The 21,980-nt window shown below is 70.5% G+C and carries 18 protein-coding genes and 1 tRNA gene; 12 read left to right on the top strand and 7 right to left on the bottom strand.

Translation table 11 applies throughout. From position 1 onward, the window contains the following. Window positions 1–33: 33 nt before the first annotated feature. Complete coding sequence (locus tag H563_RS18395; RefSeq protein WP_027479281.1) at window positions 34–1,515, bottom strand: aminotransferase class I/II-fold pyridoxal phosphate-dependent enzyme; 1,482 nt, start codon at window positions 1,513–1,515, stop codon at window positions 34–36. Between the two features lie 88 nt (window positions 1,516–1,603). On the opposite strand from H563_RS18395, the gene H563_RS16005 reads away from it, so the two are divergent. Both H563_RS16005 and H563_RS0109385 read left to right on the top strand, forming a co-directional pair. After that, window positions 1,604–2,911: an FAD/NAD(P)-binding protein gene (locus tag H563_RS16005; RefSeq protein WP_022882347.1), complete on the top strand. Its 1,308-nt coding sequence runs from the start codon at window positions 1,604–1,606 to the stop codon at window positions 2,909–2,911. Beyond that, window positions 2,908–3,855 (top strand): DNA-methyltransferase, encoded by a 948-nt coding sequence (locus tag H563_RS0109385; RefSeq protein WP_022882346.1) that lies wholly within the window; start codon window positions 2,908–2,910, stop codon window positions 3,853–3,855. The genes H563_RS16005 and H563_RS0109385 overlap by 4 nt, the downstream gene beginning before the upstream one ends. On the opposite strand, the gene H563_RS16000 is transcribed toward H563_RS0109385, so the two are convergent. After that, entirely contained in the window at window positions 3,852–5,975 is a 2,124-nt protein-coding gene (locus H563_RS16000) for a DHA2 family efflux MFS transporter permease subunit (RefSeq protein ID WP_022882345.1), read from the bottom strand. The genes H563_RS0109385 and H563_RS16000 overlap by 4 nt on opposite strands. Before the next feature lie 287 nt (window positions 5,976–6,262). Here H563_RS16000 and H563_RS15995 point away from each other — a divergent pair, with 287 nt between their 5' ends. Beyond that, window positions 6,263–6,955, top strand: coding sequence for an amidase domain-containing protein (locus H563_RS15995; protein WP_162138942.1), 693 nt, complete (start codon window positions 6,263–6,265; stop codon window positions 6,953–6,955). A gap of 80 nt (window positions 6,956–7,035) precedes the next feature. Here H563_RS15995 and H563_RS15990 read toward each other — a convergent pair whose 3' ends face one another. Then, window positions 7,036–7,977 (bottom strand): hypothetical protein, encoded by a 942-nt coding sequence (locus H563_RS15990; protein WP_155865141.1) that lies wholly within the window; start codon window positions 7,975–7,977, stop codon window positions 7,036–7,038. Window positions 7,978–8,136: 159 nt separating this feature from the next. After that, window positions 8,137–8,643: a glutathione peroxidase gene (locus H563_RS0109365; RefSeq protein ID WP_022882342.1), complete on the bottom strand. Its 507-nt coding sequence runs from the start codon at window positions 8,641–8,643 to the stop codon at window positions 8,137–8,139. 153 nt (window positions 8,644–8,796) lie between these two features. Here H563_RS0109365 and H563_RS0109360 point away from each other — a divergent pair, with 153 nt between their 5' ends. From H563_RS0109360 to H563_RS0109345, 4 genes are all read left to right on the top strand, one after another. Beyond that, a complete protein-coding gene (locus tag H563_RS0109360) occupies window positions 8,797–10,032 on the top strand; it encodes an EfeM/EfeO family lipoprotein (protein ID WP_022882341.1) in 1,236 nt (411 codons plus the stop codon). Then, window positions 10,029–11,255, top strand: coding sequence for an iron uptake transporter deferrochelatase/peroxidase subunit (gene efeB / locus H563_RS0109355; RefSeq protein ID WP_022882340.1), 1,227 nt, complete (start codon window positions 10,029–10,031; stop codon window positions 11,253–11,255). The genes H563_RS0109360 and efeB overlap by 4 nt, the downstream gene beginning before the upstream one ends. A 104-nt stretch (window positions 11,256–11,359) precedes the next feature. Beyond that, entirely contained in the window at window positions 11,360–13,138 is a 1,779-nt protein-coding gene (locus H563_RS15985; RefSeq protein ID WP_081416237.1) for a phospholipase C, read from the top strand. 106 nt (window positions 13,139–13,244) lie between these two features. Continuing rightward, the gene (locus tag H563_RS0109345; RefSeq protein WP_022882338.1) at window positions 13,245–13,652 is read left to right on the top strand and encodes an arsenate reductase ArsC; all 408 of its coding nucleotides are present in this window, start codon (window positions 13,245–13,247) and stop codon (window positions 13,650–13,652) included. A gap of 232 nt (window positions 13,653–13,884) precedes the next feature. Here the strand turns inward: H563_RS0109345 and pgm are convergent, their stop codons facing one another. Further along, the gene (gene pgm, locus H563_RS0109340; RefSeq protein WP_022882337.1) at window positions 13,885–15,504 is read right to left on the bottom strand and encodes a phosphoglucomutase (alpha-D-glucose-1,6-bisphosphate-dependent); all 1,620 of its coding nucleotides are present in this window, start codon (window positions 15,502–15,504) and stop codon (window positions 13,885–13,887) included. Window positions 15,505–15,579: 75 nt separating this feature from the next. On the opposite strand from pgm, the gene pheA reads away from it, so the two are divergent. Beyond that, window positions 15,580–16,551, top strand: a complete 972-nt coding sequence (gene pheA / locus H563_RS0109335; RefSeq protein WP_022882336.1) for a prephenate dehydratase — start codon at window positions 15,580–15,582, stop codon at window positions 16,549–16,551. Here pheA and H563_RS15980 read toward each other — a convergent pair. Both H563_RS15980 and H563_RS15975 read right to left on the bottom strand, forming a co-directional pair. Continuing rightward, a complete protein-coding gene (locus tag H563_RS15980) occupies window positions 16,479–17,294 on the bottom strand; it encodes an SGNH/GDSL hydrolase family protein (RefSeq protein WP_022882335.1) in 816 nt (271 codons plus the stop codon). The genes pheA and H563_RS15980 overlap by 73 nt on opposite strands. A 9-nt stretch (window positions 17,295–17,303) precedes the next feature. Beyond that, window positions 17,304–18,308, bottom strand: coding sequence for a diacylglycerol/lipid kinase family protein (locus H563_RS15975; protein ID WP_022882334.1), 1,005 nt, complete (start codon window positions 18,306–18,308; stop codon window positions 17,304–17,306). Window positions 18,309–18,353: 45 nt separating this feature from the next. Here H563_RS15975 and serS point away from each other — a divergent pair, with 45 nt between their 5' ends. The 4 genes from serS to H563_RS0109305 all read left to right on the top strand — a co-directional run bounded on the left by serS (window position 18,354) and on the right by H563_RS0109305 (window position 21,976). Beyond that, a complete protein-coding gene (gene serS / locus H563_RS0109320) occupies window positions 18,354–19,622 on the top strand; it encodes a serine--tRNA ligase (RefSeq protein WP_022882333.1) in 1,269 nt (422 codons plus the stop codon). Beyond that, entirely contained in the window at window positions 19,622–20,431 is an 810-nt protein-coding gene (locus H563_RS0109315) for a Cof-type HAD-IIB family hydrolase (RefSeq protein ID WP_022882332.1), read from the top strand. The genes serS and H563_RS0109315 overlap by 1 nt, the downstream gene beginning before the upstream one ends. A gap of 95 nt (window positions 20,432–20,526) precedes the next feature. Then, window positions 20,527–21,837, top strand: a complete 1,311-nt coding sequence (locus H563_RS0109310) for an LCP family protein (protein WP_027479280.1) — start codon at window positions 20,527–20,529, stop codon at window positions 21,835–21,837. A 54-nt stretch (window positions 21,838–21,891) separates the two neighbouring features. After that, window positions 21,892–21,976, top strand: a tRNA-Ser gene (locus H563_RS0109305). The last annotated feature ends 4 nt before the right edge of the window (window positions 21,977–21,980 follow it).

Raw genomic sequence — 21,980 nt, 5'->3', positions numbered from 1 at the left:
ACGCCACAGCGCGCCGGCGCCCGCCTGCGCGGCCTACGCCACCACGCGGAACGCCGCGACCGCGGGGTCGAGCGCGCCGCGCACGAAACCCGTCGGCGCTGCCGCCACGTGCTGCAGGAACTCCACCGTCTCCGCCGTGATCGCCTCGCCCGGCATGACGTTGGGGATGCCCGGCGGGTAGGCGGCGAGCGAGTCGGCGGAGATGCGGCCGACGGCCTCGGCCGCCGACACGATGACGGATGGCGCGAACGCGGCCTCTCGCACGAGCATCCGTCGCTCGCCCGGCTCGGGAAGCTCGGCGCGCAGGAAGCCCGCCGAGGCGACCTCCGGGTCGTCGGCGGCCAGCTCGTGCAGGGCACCCGCCACGCGCTCCACGTCGAGGCGCATGCCCGGTCCGACGATGGCGACGACGCAGGCATCCGTCGCGATCTCGAACTGGATGTCGTGGTCGCGCAGCACGACCGCGCGCACGGCGTGCCCCAGGAGCCCGCCGGCCCCGACGTCGATCGACACGCGCGACGGGTCGACGGCGACGATGTCGGGGGAGTCGAAGTGGTCGCTGGCCACGCGGAACCGACCCGCCTGCCGGATCGTCTCGCGCAGCCGCTCGGCCGCCTCGAGCGAGGCGCCGATGCGCTCCGCCCCGGTCTGCAGGTGCTGCCGGGCGAGGTCGAGCGAGGCGAGCAGGATCGCGCTCTCGCTGGTGGACTGCTCGAGCACGAAGGCGCGGTCGACGTGCGGGGCCAGCACCTCGGCGAACGGGCCGTGACCGAGGTGCAGCATCGCCGACTGCGTGAGTGAGCCGCCGAGCTTGTGGGTCGACATGATGGCGAGGTCGGCGCCCTCGCGCACCGGCGACGGCGGCAGCGCCGGGTGGAAGCCGTAGTGCGCGCCCCACGCGGCGTCGACGACGAGCGGCACCCCGTGCTCGTGGGCGACCCGGGCCAGCCCGGCCACGTCGGGCGTCGCGCCGAAGTACGACGGGCTGACGATGTAGGCGGCCTTCGCGTCGGGCGCGGCCGCGAGGGCCCGGTCGAGCGCCTCGGGCGACACCCCGTGCGCGATGCCCAGGCCGAGGTCGATCGCCGGCTGCACGAAGCGCACGTCGAGGCCCGCGATGATCATCCCGTCGACCCAGCTCGAGTGCGCGCTGCGCTGCGCCACGACCGGCTGGTCGCGCCGCCCCAGGAAGCCCAGCGCCAGCGCGGCGATGCGGTTGGCCTGCGATGAGCCGTTGGTGAGGAACCAGGTGCGCGCGGCGCCCCACGCCTCGGCGGCGAGATCCAGCGCCTTCTCGTACGGCGTGTACAGGCCGAGGTCGATGCCCGACACGAGCGGGGCGACGTCGAGCCGCAGCAGCTGCTCGCCGAAGAACTCGGCGAGCTCGGGAACGGCGACCGGGTCGGCCGCGTGGCCCGGCACGATGAGGCGCAGCACATCGCGGGCGGCGAACTGCCGCAGCGCCTCGGCGTACGGCGTGGGCGAGCGCATGGGGTCGGGCAGACTGGACGTCACCACCCCATCGTCGCCGAGGAGCGCCGGCGATGCCGAATCCTGTGGGAATCGACGCGGGATCGACGGGGAATCGAGCGGAGGAGCGCCTGTGGCGGACGGACGGACGATCGTGATCATCGGCGGCGGGGCGAGCGCGGTGTACGTCGCGGTCGCCCTGGAGGAGCAGGCGGAGCGGGCCCGGCGGCAGACCGGCGCCGACGCCGCCCCCGCCCCGCGGATCACGATCGTCAGCGCCGAGCCGGCCGTCGGCCGCGGCCTCGCCTACGGCCGCGCCGACGCCCACCACCGGCTGAACAGCCCGGCGGGCAAGATGAGCGTCACCGCCGGCGACGAGTCCCATTTCCTGCGCTGGTGCGCCGAGCACGGCCACGAGATCGCCGCCGGCGACTACGTGCCGCGCCGCCTGTTCGGCGACTACCTCGAGGACGTCTTCGCCTGCCTCGTCGAGCGCTCGGGCGGGCGCGTGCGCGTCGTGCAGGGCGAGGCGGTCGACGTGACGACTGATGCCTCCGGCGCCGGGGTCGCCCTCGCGGACGGCACCGCGCTCGACGCCGACGCCGTCGTGCTGGCGATCGGCAACCCGCCGCCCGTCACCTGGCCGACGGGCGCCCCGCTGCAGCTCGACGACCCGTGGGCGCCCGGAGCGCTGGACGCGATCCCGGTAGGAGCCCGGGTGCTCATGATCGGTACCGGTCTCACCATGGTCGACGTCGCGACGAGCCTCGCCCGTCGCGACGACGGCATCAGCCTGACCGCCACCAGCCGGCACCTGCTGCTGCCGCGCGTGCACCTGCCCGAGCCCGCGGCGCCCGGCCCGGGCCTCGGCGGTGCGCCGCGGCCTCTCGGCCGGCTGGCCGCCGAGCTGCGCGCGCAGCTGCGCGAGGCCGAGGCGGCCGGGGTGCCGTGGCAGGCGGTGATCGACGGCATGCGGCCCGACCTGATGAGGCACTGGACCGGCATGTCGCTGGCCGACCGGCGCCGCTTCGTCGCGCACTTCGCCCGCCGCTGGGACGTGCACCGGCACCGCATGGCCGGCTCCGTCCACGACGAGCTCTCCGGCCTCGTCGATGCAGGCCGGCTGCGCTTCGTCGCCCGCGCCGACCCCGCCGACTACGACGTCGTCGTGTTCTGCACCGGCCCCGGCGCGGTCACGACCCGGGGCTGGAGCCGCCTCGTCGACCACCTGCTCGACAAGGGCCGCATCGCCCCCGAGCCGCTCGGGCTCGGACTCGACGCCGACGAGAACGGTGAGGCCCGCGCCGCCGACGGCACGAGCGACGGCCGGCTGTTCGCCATCGGCCACGCCCTGCGCGGCGCCCTCTGGGAGACCACCGCGATCGGCGAGATCCGCATCCTGGCCGGGCGCATCGCCGCCGCACTCACCCCGAGCTCATGAGCGTGCCGCCGTGGTCGCCCGACGACCCGTCCACCGTGCTCCACGCCGACAACCTCGCCGTGCTGCCGCGGCTGCCCGACGGCGCGTTCACGGTCGTCTACCTCGACCCGCCGTTCAACACCGGGCGCACCCAGGCGCGGCAGACCACCACCTCGGTGAGGCTTGCGTCGCCGGTCGACTCGCCGTCAGGGCGACCGCGCGGGTCGACCCGCGACGGGGTCGCGAATGGAGACCGGACCAAGCGCACCGGCATCGTCTCCGGCTTCAAGGGCCAGACCTATCAGCGCATCAAGGGCGACCTGCTCGGCTACGGCGACGCGTTCGACGACTACTGGGGATTCCTCGAGCCGCGCCTGGCCGAGGCGTGGCGGCTGCTCGCCGACGACGGCACCCTCTACCTGCACCTCGACTACCGCGAGGCGCACTACGCGAAGGTGCTGCTCGACGCGCTGTTCGGCCGCGACTGCTTCCTCAACGAGATCATCTGGGCCTACGACTACGGCGCCAAGTCCAAGCGGCGCTGGCCGACCAAGCACGACACGATCCTCGTGTACGTGAAGGACCCGCGCCGGTACTTCTTCGACTCCGCGGCCGTCGACCGTGAGCCGTACATGGCGCCCGGACTCGTCACGCCCGAGAAGGCGGCGCTCGGCAAGCTGCCGACCGACGTGTGGTGGCACACGATCGTATCGCCGACGGGGCGCGAGAAGACGGGGTATCCGACCCAGAAACCGGCGGGCATCATCCGACGGATGCTTCAGGCCTCGAGCCGCCCCGGCGATTGGGTGCTCGACTTCTTCGCCGGAAGCGGCACGACCGGAGCCGTCGCCGCCGAACTGGGCCGCCGCTTCCTGCTGATCGACGAGAGCCCCGAGGCGATCCGCGTGATGCGGGACCGCCTCGGGGCTCTGGCCGAGTTCGTGACCGTGGAGAGCGGCGGTTAGGCGCGACCCTCGGTGGTCAGGTTGATCTGGCCGGTCGAGACGCTGGGAGCGACCGGCGAGCCGGCGAGCTGCGCGGCTTGGTTCGCCTCGAGTTCCAGCTCCTCCTGGGCCGCGGCGGCGTCCGCGCGCTCCTGCAGAGCCGAGACCCGGCGCAGCGGCGGCACCCGGAAGAACCAGGTGAGCACGAACGCGATCAGGAGCACGATCATGCCGACCCAATAGACCTGGATCGCCGAGGCGTTGAAGCCCTTCAGGAACGGCTTCGACAGAGCCTTGTTCGCCCCGTTCAGGAAGGACGTGTCGCTCGTCGACCCGGTCGTGCTCGAGGTATTCGTGCCCTGCTTGATCTTCTTCGCGATCACGGGGGCGACCTCGTCGACGACCGCCTTGCGCTGGGCGGCGTTCGAGTAGTCGACCGTCAGCTTGCCGTCCACGACCGAGGCGTGCGCCTTGGTCGCGGCCTGCTGCAGGGCCGTCTCGGTCGCCTGCGGCAGAGCGGCCTGCACTTGCTGCTGGATGACGGTCGGCGCTGCGGCGGCGGGCACCGCGCCGGCGGCGACCTGCTTGTCGACCGCCGCGGTGACCTGCTTGGTGACGGCCGCCTTGACGCTGTCGTTGACCTTCGTGGTGGCCTGGTCGAGGCTGGTCTGCACCTGCTTCTTGACCGGGGTCACGATCGGGTTCCAGAGCTGCTTCATGATGCCCGCGTTCGCGGACTTGGAGGCGACGGCGGGGTTCAGCGCGGCGTTGAGCGCGGCGTCGAGGTCAGCCTTGTTGCCCATGGCGGTCTGGATGTTCCCCGGCATGACCGAGAACAGCACCGAGAGCAGCACGGCCGTGCCGAGCGTTCCGCCGATCTGACGGAAGAACGTCGAGGAGGCCGTCGCGACACCCATGTCCTGGGGCGCGACCGAGTTCTGGCTCGCCATGATCAGGGTCTGCATCAGCTGGCCGAGGCCGAGGCCGATGATGAACATCGCGATCATCATGAACCAGAGCGGCTTGTCGATCGTCATGAAGGTCAGGATGAAGAATCCGATCGCGGTGAACGCGGTGCCGGTGACCGGGTAGATGCGGTACTTGCCGGTGCGGGAGACCAGCTGGCCCGACACGATCGAGGCGATCATCAGACCGAGCACCATCGGAAGGGTGGCGAAGCCGGACTCGGTCGGGGTGAGCCCCGTCACGATCTGCAGGTAGAGCGGGATGGTCATCATGGCGCCGAACATGCCGAAGCCGACGAGCACGCCCAGGATGGTCGCCATCGAGAACACGCCGGAGTGGAACAGCTTGATCGGGATGATCGCGTCGTCCTTCATGGCGATCTCGATGAAGATGAATGCGACCACGCCCACGGCGCCGATGATGTAGCACGCGATCGAGCCGGTCGAGGTCCAGCCCCAGTCGCGCCCCTGCTCGGCGACGAGCAGCAGCGGCACGAGGGCGACGATCACAGAGGTCGCACCCCACCAGTCGATGCGCACGTGGTGGCTGGAGAACTTGGGCAGATGCAGGAAGGCGAGCACCATGATCAGCGCGATGATGCCGATCGGGACGTTGATCAGGAACACCCATCGCCAGCCGGCGATCCACAGGATCTCGGGCGAGCCCGCGAACAGTCCGCCCACGAGCGGACCGATCACGGAGGAGATCCCGAATACGGCGAGGAAGTAGCCCTGGTACCGGGCGCGCTCGCGGGGGGCGAGGATGTCGCTCAGGATGGTCAGCGGCAGCGACATCAGGCCGCCGGCGCCGATGCCCTGGAAGGCGCGGAAGGCGGCGAGCATGATCATCGAGTTGGAGAACGACGACAGCGCCGACCCGACGATGAACATGCCGATCGCGAAGATGAACAACGGGCGGCGGCCGAAGATGTCGGACAGCTTGCCGTAGATCGGGGTCGCGATCGTCGAGGTGATCAGGTAGGCCGTGGTCACCCACGCCTGCTGGTCGAGACCGTGCAGGTCATCGCCGATGGTGCGGATGGCGGTGCCGACGATCGTCTGGTCGAGAGCGCCGAGGAACATGCCGGCCATCAAGCCGTAGATGACGAGCAGGATCTGCTGGTGCGTCATCACCGCCTTGCCGGCCGGAGCGCTCGCGGGAGCAGCTTGTGACATTGAGGTCCTTCTCAGATGGATGCAGTGTGTGCCGAGCGGCGAAGGGTCGGTGCGCCGAGAATGCCGACGTCGCCGGCACTGGCGAGGAAAACTTGCGTTGACTGCAAATTTACACCGCGCGAAGCAGATTTCCTAACCGGCGTGGTGTTTCATAGTCTCTATTCACCTTCTGCTGGCATCCCATTCCCATGAGCCCCGTTCTTGCCCCGCCCCCATCGAGGAGTACTTCCTCCACCGCGGCGGGTCGGGCCGGCCGGGCCGGGAGGCTCGCCCGTACCGTTGACGCCGTGGAGGCCACCGCGTTGCGACACCGGCCGTTCCTGGTGGCGGTCGGCATGCTGATGTGCGCCGCGCTGCTCGGCATGTGGTGGGATTCCTCTCACGCGGTGCCGCAGGTCGCGCATCCGTCGACGCACGTCTCGACCACGCCCGTCGCGAAGCCGACGCCGACCGCTCCCGCGCTCACGGCCGGGCAGCGCAAGCAGCTCGCCTACATGGAGGCGCACTGGAACGAGCGCGACAACCCCACCTTCGGCAATCTCGACTCGGTCGGCGGCGACTGTGCCAACTTCGTGAGCCAGACCCTGCTCGCCCGCGGCTGGACGATGAACGACGGATGGTTCGACCACGGTGGCACGGACCGGACGGAGTCGTGGGGCTACGTGCCCGCGATGGACGACTACCTCGCCGCGAACGCGGCCCGGCTCGGCCTGCAGCGGCTCACCGCCGCCGACCGGGACGAGTTCGCCGTGGGCGACGTCGTGGTGTTCTCCTGGGAGGGCGCCGCCGACGCGGCGACCGACCGCGACCATGTGGAGGTCATCAGCCGCATCACGCCGCACGCGGACGGCACCATCACGGTCGAGCTCGCGAGCCACAACAACTACGGGCTGCACCGCGACCTGGACGAGCAGATCACGAAGGAGCACCCGGGCGCCACCTTCCACGTCTGGCACCTCACCCGCGACACCAACACCTGAGCCGGGGCTCCGCCCGCCGAGCGGTGTGAAATCACCCTCCAAACCGAGCTTCGAGGGTGATTTCGCACCGGTCGGCCCGGTCAGCGGCGGTAGCCCCGCCGCCCCAACGTCGCGAACACCCGGCGCAGGAATCCGGCGCGGTCGCGGAACAGGTCATGCGCGGTGACCTGGATGACCTCCCATCCGGCCGCGCGGAGCAGTGAATAGCGTTCGACATCGTTCAGCCACTGGTCGCGCTCACGGTGCCCGTCGCCCTCGTACTCGAACACGGTGCCCCACTGCGGCAGCTTGAGGTCGGGATGCAGCACGCGTCGACCGCCGTCGACGGGCGTCGCGTCGGCGATCAGCGGCTCCGGCAGTCCGGCCGCGACGAGCACGAGGCGAAGCAGCGACTCGGGCCGCGAGTCGACGCCGGATCGCACCCGCTCCAGCGCCCACTTCACCTTCGCGCAGCCGCGCTTGCCGCTGTAGCGCGAGGCGGCCGTGCGCAGCTGCCCGCGCGAGCACCACGGCTTCCGATCCGGCCCGTCGTAGGGGTCGCCCGAGAGCAGGTAGTCGCCGACGGCCACGAGATCCTCGCGGGAGAGCACCGTGGAAAGCTGGCACCACACGTCCTCCGGGGCGAGCACCGGAACCCCTCCGATGTCGACGACGCCGACACTTCCGGCTTCGATGCGGTGCCCGCACACCCCGGCCCGGCGCGGGGGAGTTCGCTCGCTGTGCATCGCCACGTGCAATGGCAACTCGGCGCCCTGCAGCCGCTGCGGCAGGGGCGCGCCGAGCAGGATCGCCCCGGTCGAGTGGCTGAAGGCCCAGCGACCCGACATCGCGAGCGCGAGCACCGCGCACCGATCCGCGACGGTCGCCGGTTCGGTGCCCGCATACAGGCCGTGGAACGGATGACTCAGATCCGGACCGCGCAGGCGACTGTCGCTTACCTGCGCCTGGCGGGCGGCGGCCCGGGTGAAGGCGGCGCCGAGCCGTGGGGGGATCCGGGTACGAGGAGACGACTTGCGAGGCATCCGCTCACCATGCCGCCCGCATGCCGGCGGCACGGCGTCGCCGGTCGCAGCTGTGGAAAGGTGCGCGCGGCGCCGAGCGGTGCGAAATGTGCCTCGAATCGCGCGCTCAAGGGTGATTTCGCACCGGTCGGCGGCCCGGAAGGACCGGCTCGGCGCAGGCTAGGCCGCGGAGGACACCTGCTGCAACGCGCGCTCGAGGGAGGCGATCACGGCGGGGTCGTCGGGCGCGGTCTTCGGCCGGAAGCGCTCCACCGTGTCGTCGGGCGCGACGAGGAACTTCTCGAAGTTCCACAGCACGGGCCCCGCGAGACCCGCGTGGTCGCGGGTGCGCTTGAGCTCCTTGTAAAGCGGATGCGCGTGCCGCCCGTTCACCCTCGTCTTCTCCATCAGGGGGAAGGTCACGCCGTAGCTCGCCGAGCAGAACTCCACGATCTCCTCGGCGGTGCCGGGCTCCTGCCCTGCGAACTGGTTGCAGGGGAACCCCAGCACGGTGAATCCGCGCTCGCCGTACTCGCGCTGCAACTGCTCGAGCTGCTCGTACTGCGGCGTCAGCCCGCATTTCGAGGCCACGTTGACGACCAGCACGACCCTGTCGGCGTAGTCGGCGAGCGAGGTCTCCCGCCCGTCGATCGTGGTCAGCGGAATGTCGCGGATCGGGCTCGTCATGCACCGAGCGTATCCGCCGCGGGCGGGGACGGATCCGTGACGCCCGGGTGAACAGACCCTGAACACGGCCGTCCCCCGCTCGGGGTGCAAATAGCCTCTTTTCGGCGAGCGGATCGTTCGCCCACCCGAACTCACGCACGAGGTCCGTCGACGATGTCCACACGCTCCCAGATCGCCGCATTCTGGGCTGCGATCGTCGTCGTGGTGGCGGTCGCCGTGGCGTGCACCGTGCTCTCCCGGCCCGGCGATCAGGACGCCGCGCACGCGACGGATGCCGCCGCGCACAGCTTCGACGTGACGGTCGGCAGCTCGGGCTGCGGCGACGGCTGGGGCACGGATGACGCGGGCAAGGCCGCCGAGGGCACCCTGCCCGGCGGCGAGCAGAGCTTCACCATCTCGAACGGCTCGACCGGCGGCGTCGAGGTCTTCCTGCAGAACGTCAAGACCAAGCAGGTCTACCTCGACCTGGAGTCGGTCGGCCCCGGCGCGAAGGCCCCCGCGCGCGTCACCCTGGGGCAGGGCCGGTACCGCTTCATCTGCTTCCCGGCGGACTCGAACCTCGCCATCGGTCCGACGGTCACGGTCGGCGCGGCGCCGTCGGGGTCGGTGCTGACCCCCGGCGTCGTGCCCATTTCCGAGGCGCAGCTCATCCCCGTGGCCAAGGCCTACGGCCGCTGGGTCGACGGGCGCCTGCCCACCCTGCAGAAGCAGGTCGCGCAGCTCGCCGACGACGCCGAGGAGGGCGACTTATCCAGCGCCAAGCGCGACTGGCTGGCGGCCCACGTCACCTATGAGACCCTCGGCGCGGCCTACGGCGCGTTCGGCGACTACGACGCGAAGATCAACGGCACGCCGGCATCCGGCAAGACGGCCCTCGACGACCCCGACCTGACCGGGTTCCACAAGATCGAGGCGCTGCTGTGGTCGGGCGCCCCGGCCGCGAAGGTGGCGAAAGCCGCGGCCCAGTTGCGCACCGACGTGGCCGCCCTCGCCAAGGCGCCCGAGACCGACCGCATCGACCCCCTCGACATCGGCCTTCGCGCGCACGAGATCGTCGAGAACACCATCCAGTTCGAGCTGACGGGCGAGACGGATGCCGGATCCCACACGAACCTCGCCACCGTCGCCGCGAACCTCGAGGGTGCGCAGCACGCGCTCGACGTGCTGGAGGACCTGCTGAAGACCCGCTACCCCGAGCTGCAGAAGGCCGAGGCATCCCTCGCCGCGTCGCAGAAGCTCGTCGCGAGCTACCACAAGGGCGACACCTGGACGCCGCTGGACAGCCTCACCACGGCGCAGCGGCAGCAGCTGAACGCCTCGCTCGACGGCACCGTCGAGCTGCTGGCGCCTGTCGCCGAGATCACCGAACCCCGAAAGGCCCTGCCGTGACCGAACCCACGCGACGCCGCTTCCTCAGCGCGCTGGCCGGAGCCGGCGTGGCGGCCCCGCTCGCGGCCGCCGCCGCGGCACCCGCCTACGCCGCCGGCGCCGGAACGACCAAGACCGCGGCCTCGTTCCCGTTCCACGGCGCGCACCAGGCGGGCGTCCTCGCGCCGCTGCGCAAGGCGACCGAGTTCGTCGCGCTCGACGTCACCGCCGCCGACCGGGCCGGCCTGAAACAGCTGCTGCAGACCGTGACCGAGAAGGCGCGATTCCTCACCACCGGCGGCACCGTCGCCGACCCGGGCATCTCCGCCCAGCCCGAGGACTCCGGGGTGCTCGGCAACGACATCGTGCCCGACGGGCTGACCGTGACGATGGCGGTGGGCAGCTCGCTGTTCGACGAGCGCTTCGGGCTCGCATCCGTCAAACCGTCCAAGCTGCGCGTGATGGAGGACTTCCCGAACGACGCGCTGCGCCGCGAGGTGTGCGACGGCGACCTGCTGCTGCAGGTCGAGGCGAACGACCGCGACGTGGTGACGCACGCGGTGCGCGAGATCCTGCGCGCCACCCGCGCCGACATGCAGGTGCGCTGGCGGCAGTCCGGCTTCGTGTCGCCGCCGCGGCCGAGCGGCACCCCGCGCAACCTGATGGGCTTCAAGGACGGCACGAGCAACCCCGACACCTCCGACGCCGACCTGATGGACCAGCTGGTGTGGGCGCACGGCGGCAAGAACGGCGAGCCCGACTGGGCCGAGGGCGGCAGCTACCTGGCGGTGCGCGTCATCCGCATGTTCGTCGAGTTCTGGGACCGCGTCGGCCTGCGCGAACAGCAGCAGATGTTCGGCCGCTACCGCGACTCTGGCGCGCCGCTGACCGGCACCAAGGAGTTCGACGACCCGCACTACGAACTCGACAACACGGGGGATGTGATCCCGTTCGACGCGCACATGCGGCTGGCGAACCCGCGCACGCCGCAGACCGCGAACCAGCGCATCCTGCGCCGCGCCTTCAACTACGACTCCGGCATCGACAGCAACGGCAACCTCGACATGGGGCTCATCTTCTGCGCCTACAACCAGGACATCGAGCGCCAGTTCGTGACGATCCAGAAGCGGCTGATCGACGAGCCGCTGGTCGACTACATCTCGCCCTTCGGGGGCGGCTACTACTTCGCGCTGCCAGGCGTGCGCAACGCCTCCGGCTGGCTGGGAGAGGGTTTGTTCGCGTGAACGGATGGCTCGGGCATCCGATCACCGGATGGAAAGGCTCGGCGCAACCGGCGCCGGGAACGATGACGCACACCGCGTTCGCATAAGAGGAAGAAGAGTCAACCGTGTTCCAGAAAGCACGTTTGCGGCGCTTCGGCATGGCCGGCGGCGCCCTGGTCGTGGCTGCGGGACTCGCGACGGCGACGGCACTGCTGTCGGCGCCGGCGCAAGCGCAGTCCAAGGCCGACAATTCCGCGAAAACCAGCACGCCGATCAAGCACCTCGTGGTGATCTTCGACGAGAACGTCTCGTTCGACCACTACTTCGGCACCTATCCCTACGCGACCAACACCGACGGCACCGACTTCACCGCCGCCAAGAACACCCCCAAGGTGAACAACCTGATCACCTCGGGCACGCTGACCGACAACCCCAACACCTACGACCCGCAGCGTCTCAGCTCCGACGAGGCCGTCACCTGCGACCAGAACCACAACTACGGGCCGGAGCAGGTCGCCGTCGACAACGGCAAGATGGACCAGTTCGTCGAGGCCACCGACAAGGAGAACTGCGGCCTCTACAGCGAGCCGGGCCTGGTCATGGACTACTACGACGGCAACACCGTCACCGGTCTGTGGAACTACGCCCAGAACTACGCGATGAGCGACAACAGCTGGGACGCCACCTTCGGCCCCTCGACCCCAGGTGCGCTGAACCTGATCTCGGGCCAGACCTACGGGGTCACCTCGTACGACCCGACCACGGGCACGACGGACCCGCAGCCGACGGCCACGCCTGACAGCTACACCGTCGTCTCGCCGAACGAGGACGGCGTGGGCACCGTGATCAACGACCCCGACCCCGTCTACGACGACTGCTCCGACACCAACCACACCTCGACCAGCGCGCTGGCCGGCATGTCGGGCAAGAACATCGGCGACCTGCTGAACGAGAAGGGCGTCACCTGGGGCTGGTTCCAGGGCGGCTTCGCGCCGACCACCTCGGCTGAGGACAGCTCGACCGGATACGCGGTCTGCGGCTCGACGCACACCAACGTCGCGGGCTCCTCGTCGGTCGACTACTCGCCCCACCACAACCCGTTCCAGTACTACAAGTCGACCTCGAACCCGCACCACCTGGCGCCGTCGTCGGTCGAGAACATCGGCAAGACCGACCAGGCGAACCACCAGTACGACCTGACCGACTTCTCCGCGTCGATCAAGGCCGGCTCGCTGCCCGCCGTCTCGTTCCTGAAGGCCCCGGAGTACCAGGACGGCCACGCCGCCTACTCCGACCCGACCGACGAGCAGACGTTCCTCGTGAACACGATCAACGAGATCCAGCAGTCGAAGTACTGGAGCTCGACCGCGGTCGTGATCGCGTACGACGACTCCGACGGCTGGTACGACCACCAGGCGCCGACCATCACCAACAGCTCGGACGACGCCGCCGAGGACTCGACCATCTGCACCACGGCCGCCTCCAACGGCGTCAAGGCGCTCGGCGGCTACGCCGACCGCTGCGGCCCGAGCCAGCGCCTGCCGATGCTCGTGATCTCGCCGTACACCAAGGCGAACACGGTCGATCACACGTTGACGACACAGCCATCGATCCTCAAATTCATCGAGGACAACTGGGGCACCGGGCGCATCGGCAACGGTTCGTTCGACGCCACGGCCGGCTCGATGAACGGCCTATTCGACTTCAAGTCGCCGCAGAACCGCGAGGTGCTGCTCAACCCGTCGACCGGTGCCGTGTCGAAGATCGTGAAGACCTCGCCAATCACGCCGGGCAAGACCTCGCCGGTGAAGCCGGGCAAGACGTCGACTCCGAAGGCGACCAAGCCCGACAGCCACACGGCGGCCATCATCCGCTGGCTGGTCTCGCTGTTCCACAAGGACTGAGGCGGCTGACCGCCTCCGTCACCACGAAGGGCCCCGGGCGATCCCGGGGCCCTTCCCCGTGGCATCCGTCAGCGCGCCGCTGTCGGGTTCAGGGGAGAATGAGCGCATGACTGAGACTCCCGCCGTGCTGTTCGTGTGCGTGCACAACGCCGGCCGCTCGCAGATGGCTGCCGGCTTCCTCTCCGAGCTCGCGGGCGACCGCGTGCGCGTGTTCTCCGCCGGCAGCGAGCCCGCCGACCGGCTCAACCCCGTCGCCGTCGAGGCGATGGCCGAGCGCGGCATCGACATCGCCGGCAACGCCCCGCAGATCCTGACGACGGATGCGGTCAAGGAATCCGACGTCGTCATCACCATGGGCTGCGGCGACACCTGCCCGATCTTCCCCGGCAAGCGCTACGAGGACTGGGACTTGACCGACCCGGCCGGGCTGCCGCTCGAGGAGGTGCGGCCCATCCGCGACGAGATCGAGCGCCGCGTGCGCGCCCTCCTCGCCGAGCTCGAGCCGGCCGGCTGAGCGGCGGCCTGGCCGGGCCGCTGTCGAGTTCGATTCGTCACTTCTGGCTCGTCAATCCGGCGTGGCCGGCGAGAATCGACGAATGGCCGCTGGCACTCTCGGCGAGTCGTCGATATTGGTCGGAGGAAGCGCCGGGCAGAGCACTTTTCGACGAATCGCCGGGCAGAGCACTTTTCGACGAATCGCCGGGCAGAGCACTTTTCGACGAATGGCCGGGGCCGGGAAGGGCCGGTCAGCCGAGCGCCGCGTCGACGATCCGCTTGGCCTCGGCCTGCACCTGCTTCAGGTGCTCCGGGCCCTGGAACGACTCGGCGTAGATCTTGTAGACGTCCTCCGTGCCCGACGGGCGGGCGGCGAACCAGGCGTTCTCGCTGACCACCTTCACGCCCCCGATCGGCGCGCCGTTGCCCGGCGCCTGCGACAGTTTCGCGACGATCGGCTCGCCGGCGAGCTCGGTCGCCGTGATCGCCTCGCCCGACAGCTTCGCCAGCGCCGCCTTCTGCTCCTTGGTCGCGGCGGCGTCGATACGCTCGTACACCGGGTCGCCGAACTGCTCGGTCAGCTCCCGGTACAGCTGCGAGGGTGACTTGCCGGTCACGGCGATGATCTCGCTGGCCAGCAGGGCGAGCAGGATGCCGTCCTTGTCGGTCGTCCACGCCGTGCCGTCCTTGCGCAGGAACGAGGCGCCCGCCGACTCCTCGCCGCCGAAGCCGACCGAGCCGTCCACGAGCCCCGGCACGAACCACTTGAAGCCGACCGGCACCTCCCAGAGCCGCCGGCCGAGCGACTCGGCGACCCGGTCGATGATCGACGACGAGACGAGGGTCTTGCCGATCGCGGCATCCGATCGCCACTCGGGCCGGTGCGTGTACAGATACTGGATCGCCACCGCCAGATAGTGATTGGGGTTCATCAGCCCGCCGTCGGGGGTGACGATGCCGTGCCGGTCGCTGTCGGCGTCGTTGCCGGTGACCACCTGGAACTCGTCCTTGTGCTCGAGCACCGAGGCCATGACGTACTTCGACGACGGGTCCATGCGGATCTTGCCGTCCCAGTCGAGCGTCATGAACGACCACTTCGGGTCGACCCGCGGGTTGATCACGGTGAGGTCGAGGCCGTACTTCTCGCCGATCAGCTGCCAGTACGAGACGGATGCCCCGCCCAGCGGGTCCGCGCCGATCTTGACGCCCGCCTTCTTGATCGCGTCGAGGTCGATGATGTTGACGAGGTCGTTGACGTACTCCTCCCGGAAGTCGTAGGAGCCGACCCCGCTCGGCTCGGCGCGCACCACGTCGGCGAGCCCGCCGGCGATGATCTCGTTCGCGCGGTTCGCGATCCAGCTGGTCGCGTCGGTGTCGGCCGGGCCGCCGTGGGGCGGGTTGTACTTGAAGCCGCCGTCGCGGGGCGGGTTGTGCGAGGGGGTGACGACAATGCCGTCGGCCTGCGGCTGCCCCGGGTGCGCGGTGTTGTACCGGATGATCGCGTGGCTCACGGCGGGCGTCGGCACGTAGTCGTCGTGCGCGTCGGCGAGCACGTCGACGCCGTTGCCGGTCAGCACCTCGAGCGCGGTGGTCTGCGCGGGTCCGGAGAGCACGTGCGTGTCGGCGCCGATGAACAGCGGCCCCGTGATGCCCTGCGCGGCCCGGTACTCGACGATCGCCTGCGTGCAGGCCGCGATGTGGTCGTCGTTGAACGCCGTGTCGAGGCTGGAGCCGCGGTGCCCCGAGGTGCCGAACACGACCCGCTGCGCCGGAACGGACGCGTCCGGGTGCAGCTCGTAGTAGGCCCGCACCACGGCCTCGTCGTCGATGAGATCGGATTCCTGCGCGTACGTGCCTGCTCGATCGCTCATGTCCCCATCCTGTCAGGGGCCCTCGAGGAGCCGAAAGGGGATTGACCGGTCGCCTCGCCCACTAGCCTGAACGACATGAGCGACACCCCCGACGGCGGCGAGACGTACAGCTATCTCGGACCGGCGGGCACCTTCACGGAGCTCGCGCTGCGCCAGGTCGAGGCCGCCCGGGGCAAGCCGTGGCGCGCCGTCAACAACGTCGGCGAGGCGCTCGACGACGTCGTCTCGGGCCGCTCGACGGCGGCCATGATCGCGATCGAGAACTCCATCGACGGGGGAGTGAGCGCCACCCAGGACGCCCTCGCCACGATCCCCGGCCTGCGCATCCTCGGCGAGTACCTCGTGCCCGTCGGATTCTCTCTCGTGGCCCGCCCCGGCACCCGGCTCGACGAGGTGCGCACGATCGCGGCGCATCCGGTCGCGTACGCCCAGTGCCACGGCTGGCTCGACCGCACCCTGCCGGCGCACGCGCACCTGCCCGCATCGAGCAACGTGCAGGCGGCCGCGCAACTGCTCGAGACGGATGCCTCGGGCCGGCCCTCCTCGCCCGCCGATGCGGCCATCGCCCCGCCGAACATCGTGGACCACCACGCCGTCGAGGTGCTCGCCGACGACATCATCGACAACAAGCAGGCGGTGACCCGCTTCGCGCTGGTCGCCCGCACCCGGGCGCTGCCCCCGGCGACGGGCGCCGACAAGACGAGCATCATCGCCGAGCTGCCCACCGACCGGCCGGGCTCCCTGGTCGAGCTGCTCGAGCAGTTCTCCACCCGCGGGGTGAACATGAGCCTGCTCGAGTCCCGGCCCATGGGCGACGCGCTCGGCCGGCACCGGTTCATCATCGACCTCGACGGGCACGTGCACGACGAGCGCATCGCCGACGCGCTGCTCGGCGTGTACCGCTTCACGCCGAACGTGATCTTCCTCGGCTCCTACCCGCGCGCCGACCGGCAGCCGGTCGAGTTCGACCGCCGCTATGCCGACGAGGTGTTCGTCGAGGCCCGGGACTGGCTGCGCGCGCTGCTGTCGGAGGAACCCGAGGCCTGAGCCTCGAGCACCTGCTCGAGGCGATCCTCGACGGCGGGCAGGAACGCCCCCGCCCAGATCGCGTAGCCGCGGTCGTTCGGGTGGAACAGATCCCCGGCGAACTGGGTGACCACGCCGCGCATGCCCTCGCGGCGCATGGCCTCGTGCAGGTCCACGACGCGCAGTCCGTGGCGGGCGGCGGCGGCGCGCAGCATCCGATTGCCCTGCTGCGCCTTGCGCTCGCCGGGCAGGAAGTAGAACGACGGCAGGTCGGCGACGATGGCGTGCCTCGGCAGCTGCGCGAACAGCAGCTCGATCTGCTCGCCGAAGCGCTGCGGGTTCCACTCGGCGATGTCGTTGGCGCCGATCGCCACCGTGAGGATGTCGGGGTTCAGCCGTTTCAGCCGCGGCAACTCCTTGACGAGCGCGGTCTGCAGGGTGGCGCCGGAGATGCCGAGATTGACGACACGGATGCTGTGCCCCGACATCTTCGCGAGCTTCTTCGCGATCACGCCGACGTACCCGCGCGCGGGCCGCGAGGCGCCGATGCCCTGCGCCGCCGAGTCGCCGATGGCGACGTAGAGGATGTCGCCCGGAACTTCGCGCCGCGCCCGCCAGTAGGCGGAGTGCACCGGGATGTTGTCGGAGAGGATCTTCTGCCAGGTCACCTGGCGTCGCATCAGCCACCGCCACCAGAGCCAGGCCCCGCCGACCACCGAGGCGGCCGCTGCGGCGACGGCCAGCACCTTGCCGAGAGAGCGCATGCCTTGAGGCTACGCCGGTACCCGCACCAGCAGGCTCTGGGGATCGGTGCGGAACCGCGCCGCCTGCACGGGGCCGACCTCGTCGCCGTCGAGCTCGGCCTCGACCGGGCGCTCGAACCGCGCGGTCACCACGGGGCCGCGCATGTACGAGAGCACGTGCGGCGAGTGCCGGCTGCGGAAGCTGATCAGCTTGCGGCCGAGGGCGCTGCGGCGCAGCACATGGTTCTCCCACACGATGCTGCGGCCGATCAGCGCCCAGCCGAACACGCTCTTGGGGTGCATCACGGCCACGTCAAGCACCCCGTCGTCGATGCGCGCCCCGGGCAGCAGCTCGACGTCGCCGGGCAGAGCGCCGACGTTGCCGACGAGCACCGTGTGCACGTCGAATCCGTGCGTCATGGTCTCGTCGCCCGGGCCGTCGACGCGCACCTTGGCGCGCACCGGCTGCGACCGGGCCACCGAGCGCAGCGCCCCGTCGACGTAGGCGAGCCAGCCGAGGCGCTCCTTGAGCGCGGGGCTCGTGTTGGCGATCATGGCCGCGTCGATGCCGGCCCCGGCCACCACCATGAACGGATGCTCCTCCCGCTCGCCGCCCTCCCGCTCCAGCTCCGCGAGACCGACGTCGACGGCGCGGGTGCGGCCCGTGAACGCGACGGCGACGGCGGCCTCCGGGTCGCCGATGGGCACGCGCAGGTTGCGGGCGAGCAGGTTCCCGGTGCCGGAGGGCACGACGCCGAGTGCGACGCCCGTGCCGCGCAGCGCCCCGGCGGCGGCGCGCACGGTGCCGTCGCCGCCGGCGACGATGACGAGGGATGCGCCGGACTCGACCGCGGAGCGGGCGACGCCCGCGCCGATGTCGTCGAGCGTGGTCTCGAACCAGAGCGGGTCGCCGAGCCCGGCGAAGTGCGCCCGGCGCACCACGCTCTCGCGCACCCGGTCGATGTCGCGCTTGACCGGGTTGGCCACGACGGCGACGGCGCCGGTGAGGGCCTGCTCGGGAACGGGGTGGCTCACCCCCTTACGGTAACCGCTCCATCCGACGCCCCTAGACTCTTTGCCGTGATCGATCCCGTGCTGCTGCGTGAGAATCCCGACGTCGTGAAGGCTTCGCAGATCGCGCGGGGGGAGTCGCCCGAGACGGTCGACCGGGCGCTTGCCGCCGACCAGGCCCGCCGCGCCGCCCTCACCGAGTTCGAGACGCTGCGCGCCGAGCAGAACGCGCACAGCAAGCTGGTGGCGAAGGCGCCCAAGGAGGAGAAGCAGGCCCTCGTCGCGCAGGCGAAGCAGCTCGCCGAGCGGGTGAAGGCCGCGCAGGCGGCGGCCGGCGAGGCCGAGGCCGAGTTCGACGAGGCGCTGCGCGCGATCGGCAACATCATCGTCGACGGGGTGCCGGCCGGCGGCGAGGACGACTTCGTGGTGCTGAAGACCGTGGGCGACATCCCCGCCTTCGACTTCGAGCCGCGCGACCACCTCGAGCTCGGCGAGAAGCTCGACGCGATCGACATGGCGCGCGGCGCCAAGGTGTCGGGGGCGCGCTTCGACTTCCTGAAGGGGATCGGCGCGCGCCTCGAGCTCGCCATCATGAACATGGCGCTCGACAAGGCGCTGGGCAACGGATTCACCCCGCTGATCACCCCCACCCTCGTCAAGCCCGAGATCATGCAGGGCACGGGCTTCCTCGGCGCCCACGCCGACGAGATCTACCGGCTCGAGGCCGACGACCTCTACCTGACCGGCACCAGCGAGGTCGCGCTCGCCGGCTACCACGCCGACGAGATCCTCGAGCTCCCTGACGACGGCGCGCTGCGCTACGCCGGATGGTCGACCTGCTACCGGCGCGAGGCGGGCTCGGCCGGCAAGGACACCCGCGGCATCATCCGCGTGCATCAGTTCAACAAGCTCGAGATGTTCGTCTACACGCTGCCGGAGAACGCCGAGGCCGAGCACGAGCGGCTGCTGGGCTGGCAGGAGGAGATGATGCACGCGCTCGAGCTCAGCTACCGCGTCATCGACACCGCCGCAGGCGACCTCGGCTCGTCGGCCGCGCGCAAGTACGACGTCGAGGCGTGGATCCCGACCCAGGGCACCTACCGCGAGCTGACCTCCACCTCGAACTGCACCACCTTCCAGGCGCGCCGGCTCGGGGTGCGCTACCGCGCCGAGGGCGGCAAGACCCAGCCGGTGGCCACCCTGAACGGCACCCTGGCGACGACGCGCTGGATCGTCGCGATCCTCGAGACGCATCAGCGATCGGATGGCTCGGTGCGGGTGCCCGACGCGCTGCGCCCGTACCTCGGCGGCCTCGAGACCCTCACGCCGGTCCGGTAGTGGCCGCGCGGCTCCTGGTCGGCCTCGACGTCGACGGCACCCTCATCCATGAGGACGAGACGATCTCGCCCGCCGTGCGCGAGCAGGTGCTGCAGGTGCAGGGACTCGGCCACGAGGTCACCCTGGCGACGGGCCGCAGCTGGGAGACGGCGCGCGGGATCCTGGAGCACTTCGGGCTCACGCCCGAGTACGTGGTGTGCGCCAACGGCGCGCTGGTGCTGCAGCGCGACGCATCCGACCCGACCGGCTACCGGCGCGAGTTCGTCGAGACCTTCGACCCGTCGCAGGTGCTGCGCACGATCCGCGGCCACCTCCCCGAGGGCAGCTTCATGGTCGAGGATGCGACGGGCTACCGGCGCTACACCGAGGGCATGTCCGAGTGGAACCTGGCCGGCGCCGAACGCGTCGACTTCGACCGGCTGGCGCAGTTCCCGGCCAGCCGGGTCGTCGTGGTCGCGCCCGACCGCGACGAGGAGGACTTCCTCGAGATGGTGCACTCGATGGGGCTGAGCAAGGTGTCCTATTCGATCGGCTGGACCAACTGGCTCGACATCGCCCCCGAAGGCGTCAACAAGGCGACCGCTCTGGAGCGCGTGCGCGCGGAGCTCGGCATCCCCCGCGCCGACGTGCTCGTTGTGGGCGACGGCCGCAACGACATCGACATGTTCGAGTGGGCGGTCGCAGGCGGCGGGCGGGCGGTCGCGATGGGGCAGGCGCCGGACGAGGTCAAGGCGGCGGCGAGCGAGGTCACCGCGAGCGTCGCCGACGACGGCCTGGCGCAGGTGCTCGCGGCTTTGACAGGCCCATAACCGCTGTGCAGCCAGTTGCCAGAATCGACCTGGCAAGGTAACTAGCACCCCGGGAGTCACCGGCAGGATCTGAACCGGTTCGAGAAGGGACGAGCATGACGGAGCTGCGCCGCCCGCGTCACAGCCGTCCCGGAAAGCCGAAGGGGATCGCCCGGCACGGGCGGCTCGGGCGCAGGCATCCGTTCGCCGCGATCGGCAAGATCGTCGCCGGTCTCGCGATCGTGGCCTCGGTCAGCGCGTTCTCGCTCGCCGGCATGGCGGTGGGCGACGTCGTGCAGAGCACGAAGCCCTCGGTCGACCTCGTCGACCAGTCCGGGCACACCGAGACGAAGCAGGAGGGCATCGACGCCATCAAGGGGTCGTTCAACGTGCTGCTCGCCGGGTCGGACTCGGGCGACGGCAACCCGGCGTACGGCGACCGCGGCGAGAACCTCAACGACGTCACGATGCTCATGCACGTCTCGGCCGACCACCAGCACGTCACCGTGGTGAGCTTCCCCCGCGACATGCTCGTGCCGATCCCGTCGTGCCCGAACGGCAAGGGCGGCTACTACTCGGCGATGAGCTCGCAGAAGATCAACGTCACCCTCTCCTACGGCGGCCTGGCGTGCACCGTGCTGACGGTGGAGCAGCTGACCGGGCTGTCGATCCCGTATGCGGCGCTGATCCAGTTCGACGGCGTGATCCAGATGTCCGACGCGGTCGGCGGCGTGCCCGTGTGTCTCGCCGGGGCGATCGACGACCCGTACGTGGGGCTCAAGCTGTCCGCCGGCGAACACGTCATCAAGGGGGCGCAGGCGCTCGCCTTCCTGCGCACCCGCCACGGCGTGGGCGACGGATCCGACCTCGGCCGGATCAGCAACCAGCAGGTGTTCCTGTCGTCGCTGGTGCGCACGATCCGCTCGGCCGACACGCTCGGCAATCCGCTCAAGGTGTACGCGCTGGCCAAGGCGGCTGCGTCGAACATGCAGCTGTCGACGTCGCTGTCGAACATCAAGACCATGGCGTCGATGGCGGTCGCGCTGCGCAACGCCGACCTGTCCAACATCGTCTTCGTGCAGTACCCGACCGACTACGTCGACGACGGCAGCGCGGTCGAGCCGGACGAGGCCGGGGCGACCGCGCTGATGAGCGCGCTGCAGAAGGACGAAGCGGTGCAGGTCACCGGCGGCACCGGCGTCGGGTCGGTGGCCGGCGGCGCCGCCTCGAAGTCGTCGTCGACGCCGACGCCCACCGCGACCAGCTCGGCGTCGGCTTCGGCCTCGCCGACCCCGAGCAGCTCCTCGAGCAGGTCGTCCTCCGCCACGTCGACGCCGACGCCGAGCAGTTCGGCCGTGGCGCTGCCGTCGCAGGTGCACGGCCAGTCGGCGGACGAATACACCTGCTCGAAGCCGTTCGGCGACTAGCGGGCGGCGGCGCGGCGGGGGCCGCCTGCCGCATGGTTAGACTGCTTGAGGTCTGGAGGGCTGTCCGAGCGGCCTAAGGAGACTGTCTTGAAAACAGTTGTGGCGCAAGCCACCGGGGGTTCGAATCCCTCGCCCTCCGCGTA

The sequence above is a fragment of the Gryllotalpicola ginsengisoli DSM 22003 genome (assembly GCF_000419445.1).
GTDB classification, from domain to species: Bacteria; Actinomycetota; Actinomycetes; order Actinomycetales; family Microbacteriaceae; genus Gryllotalpicola; species Gryllotalpicola ginsengisoli.
Note: the sequence above shows the minus strand (reverse complement) of the source record. Positions and strands in the feature narration are given on the sequence as shown.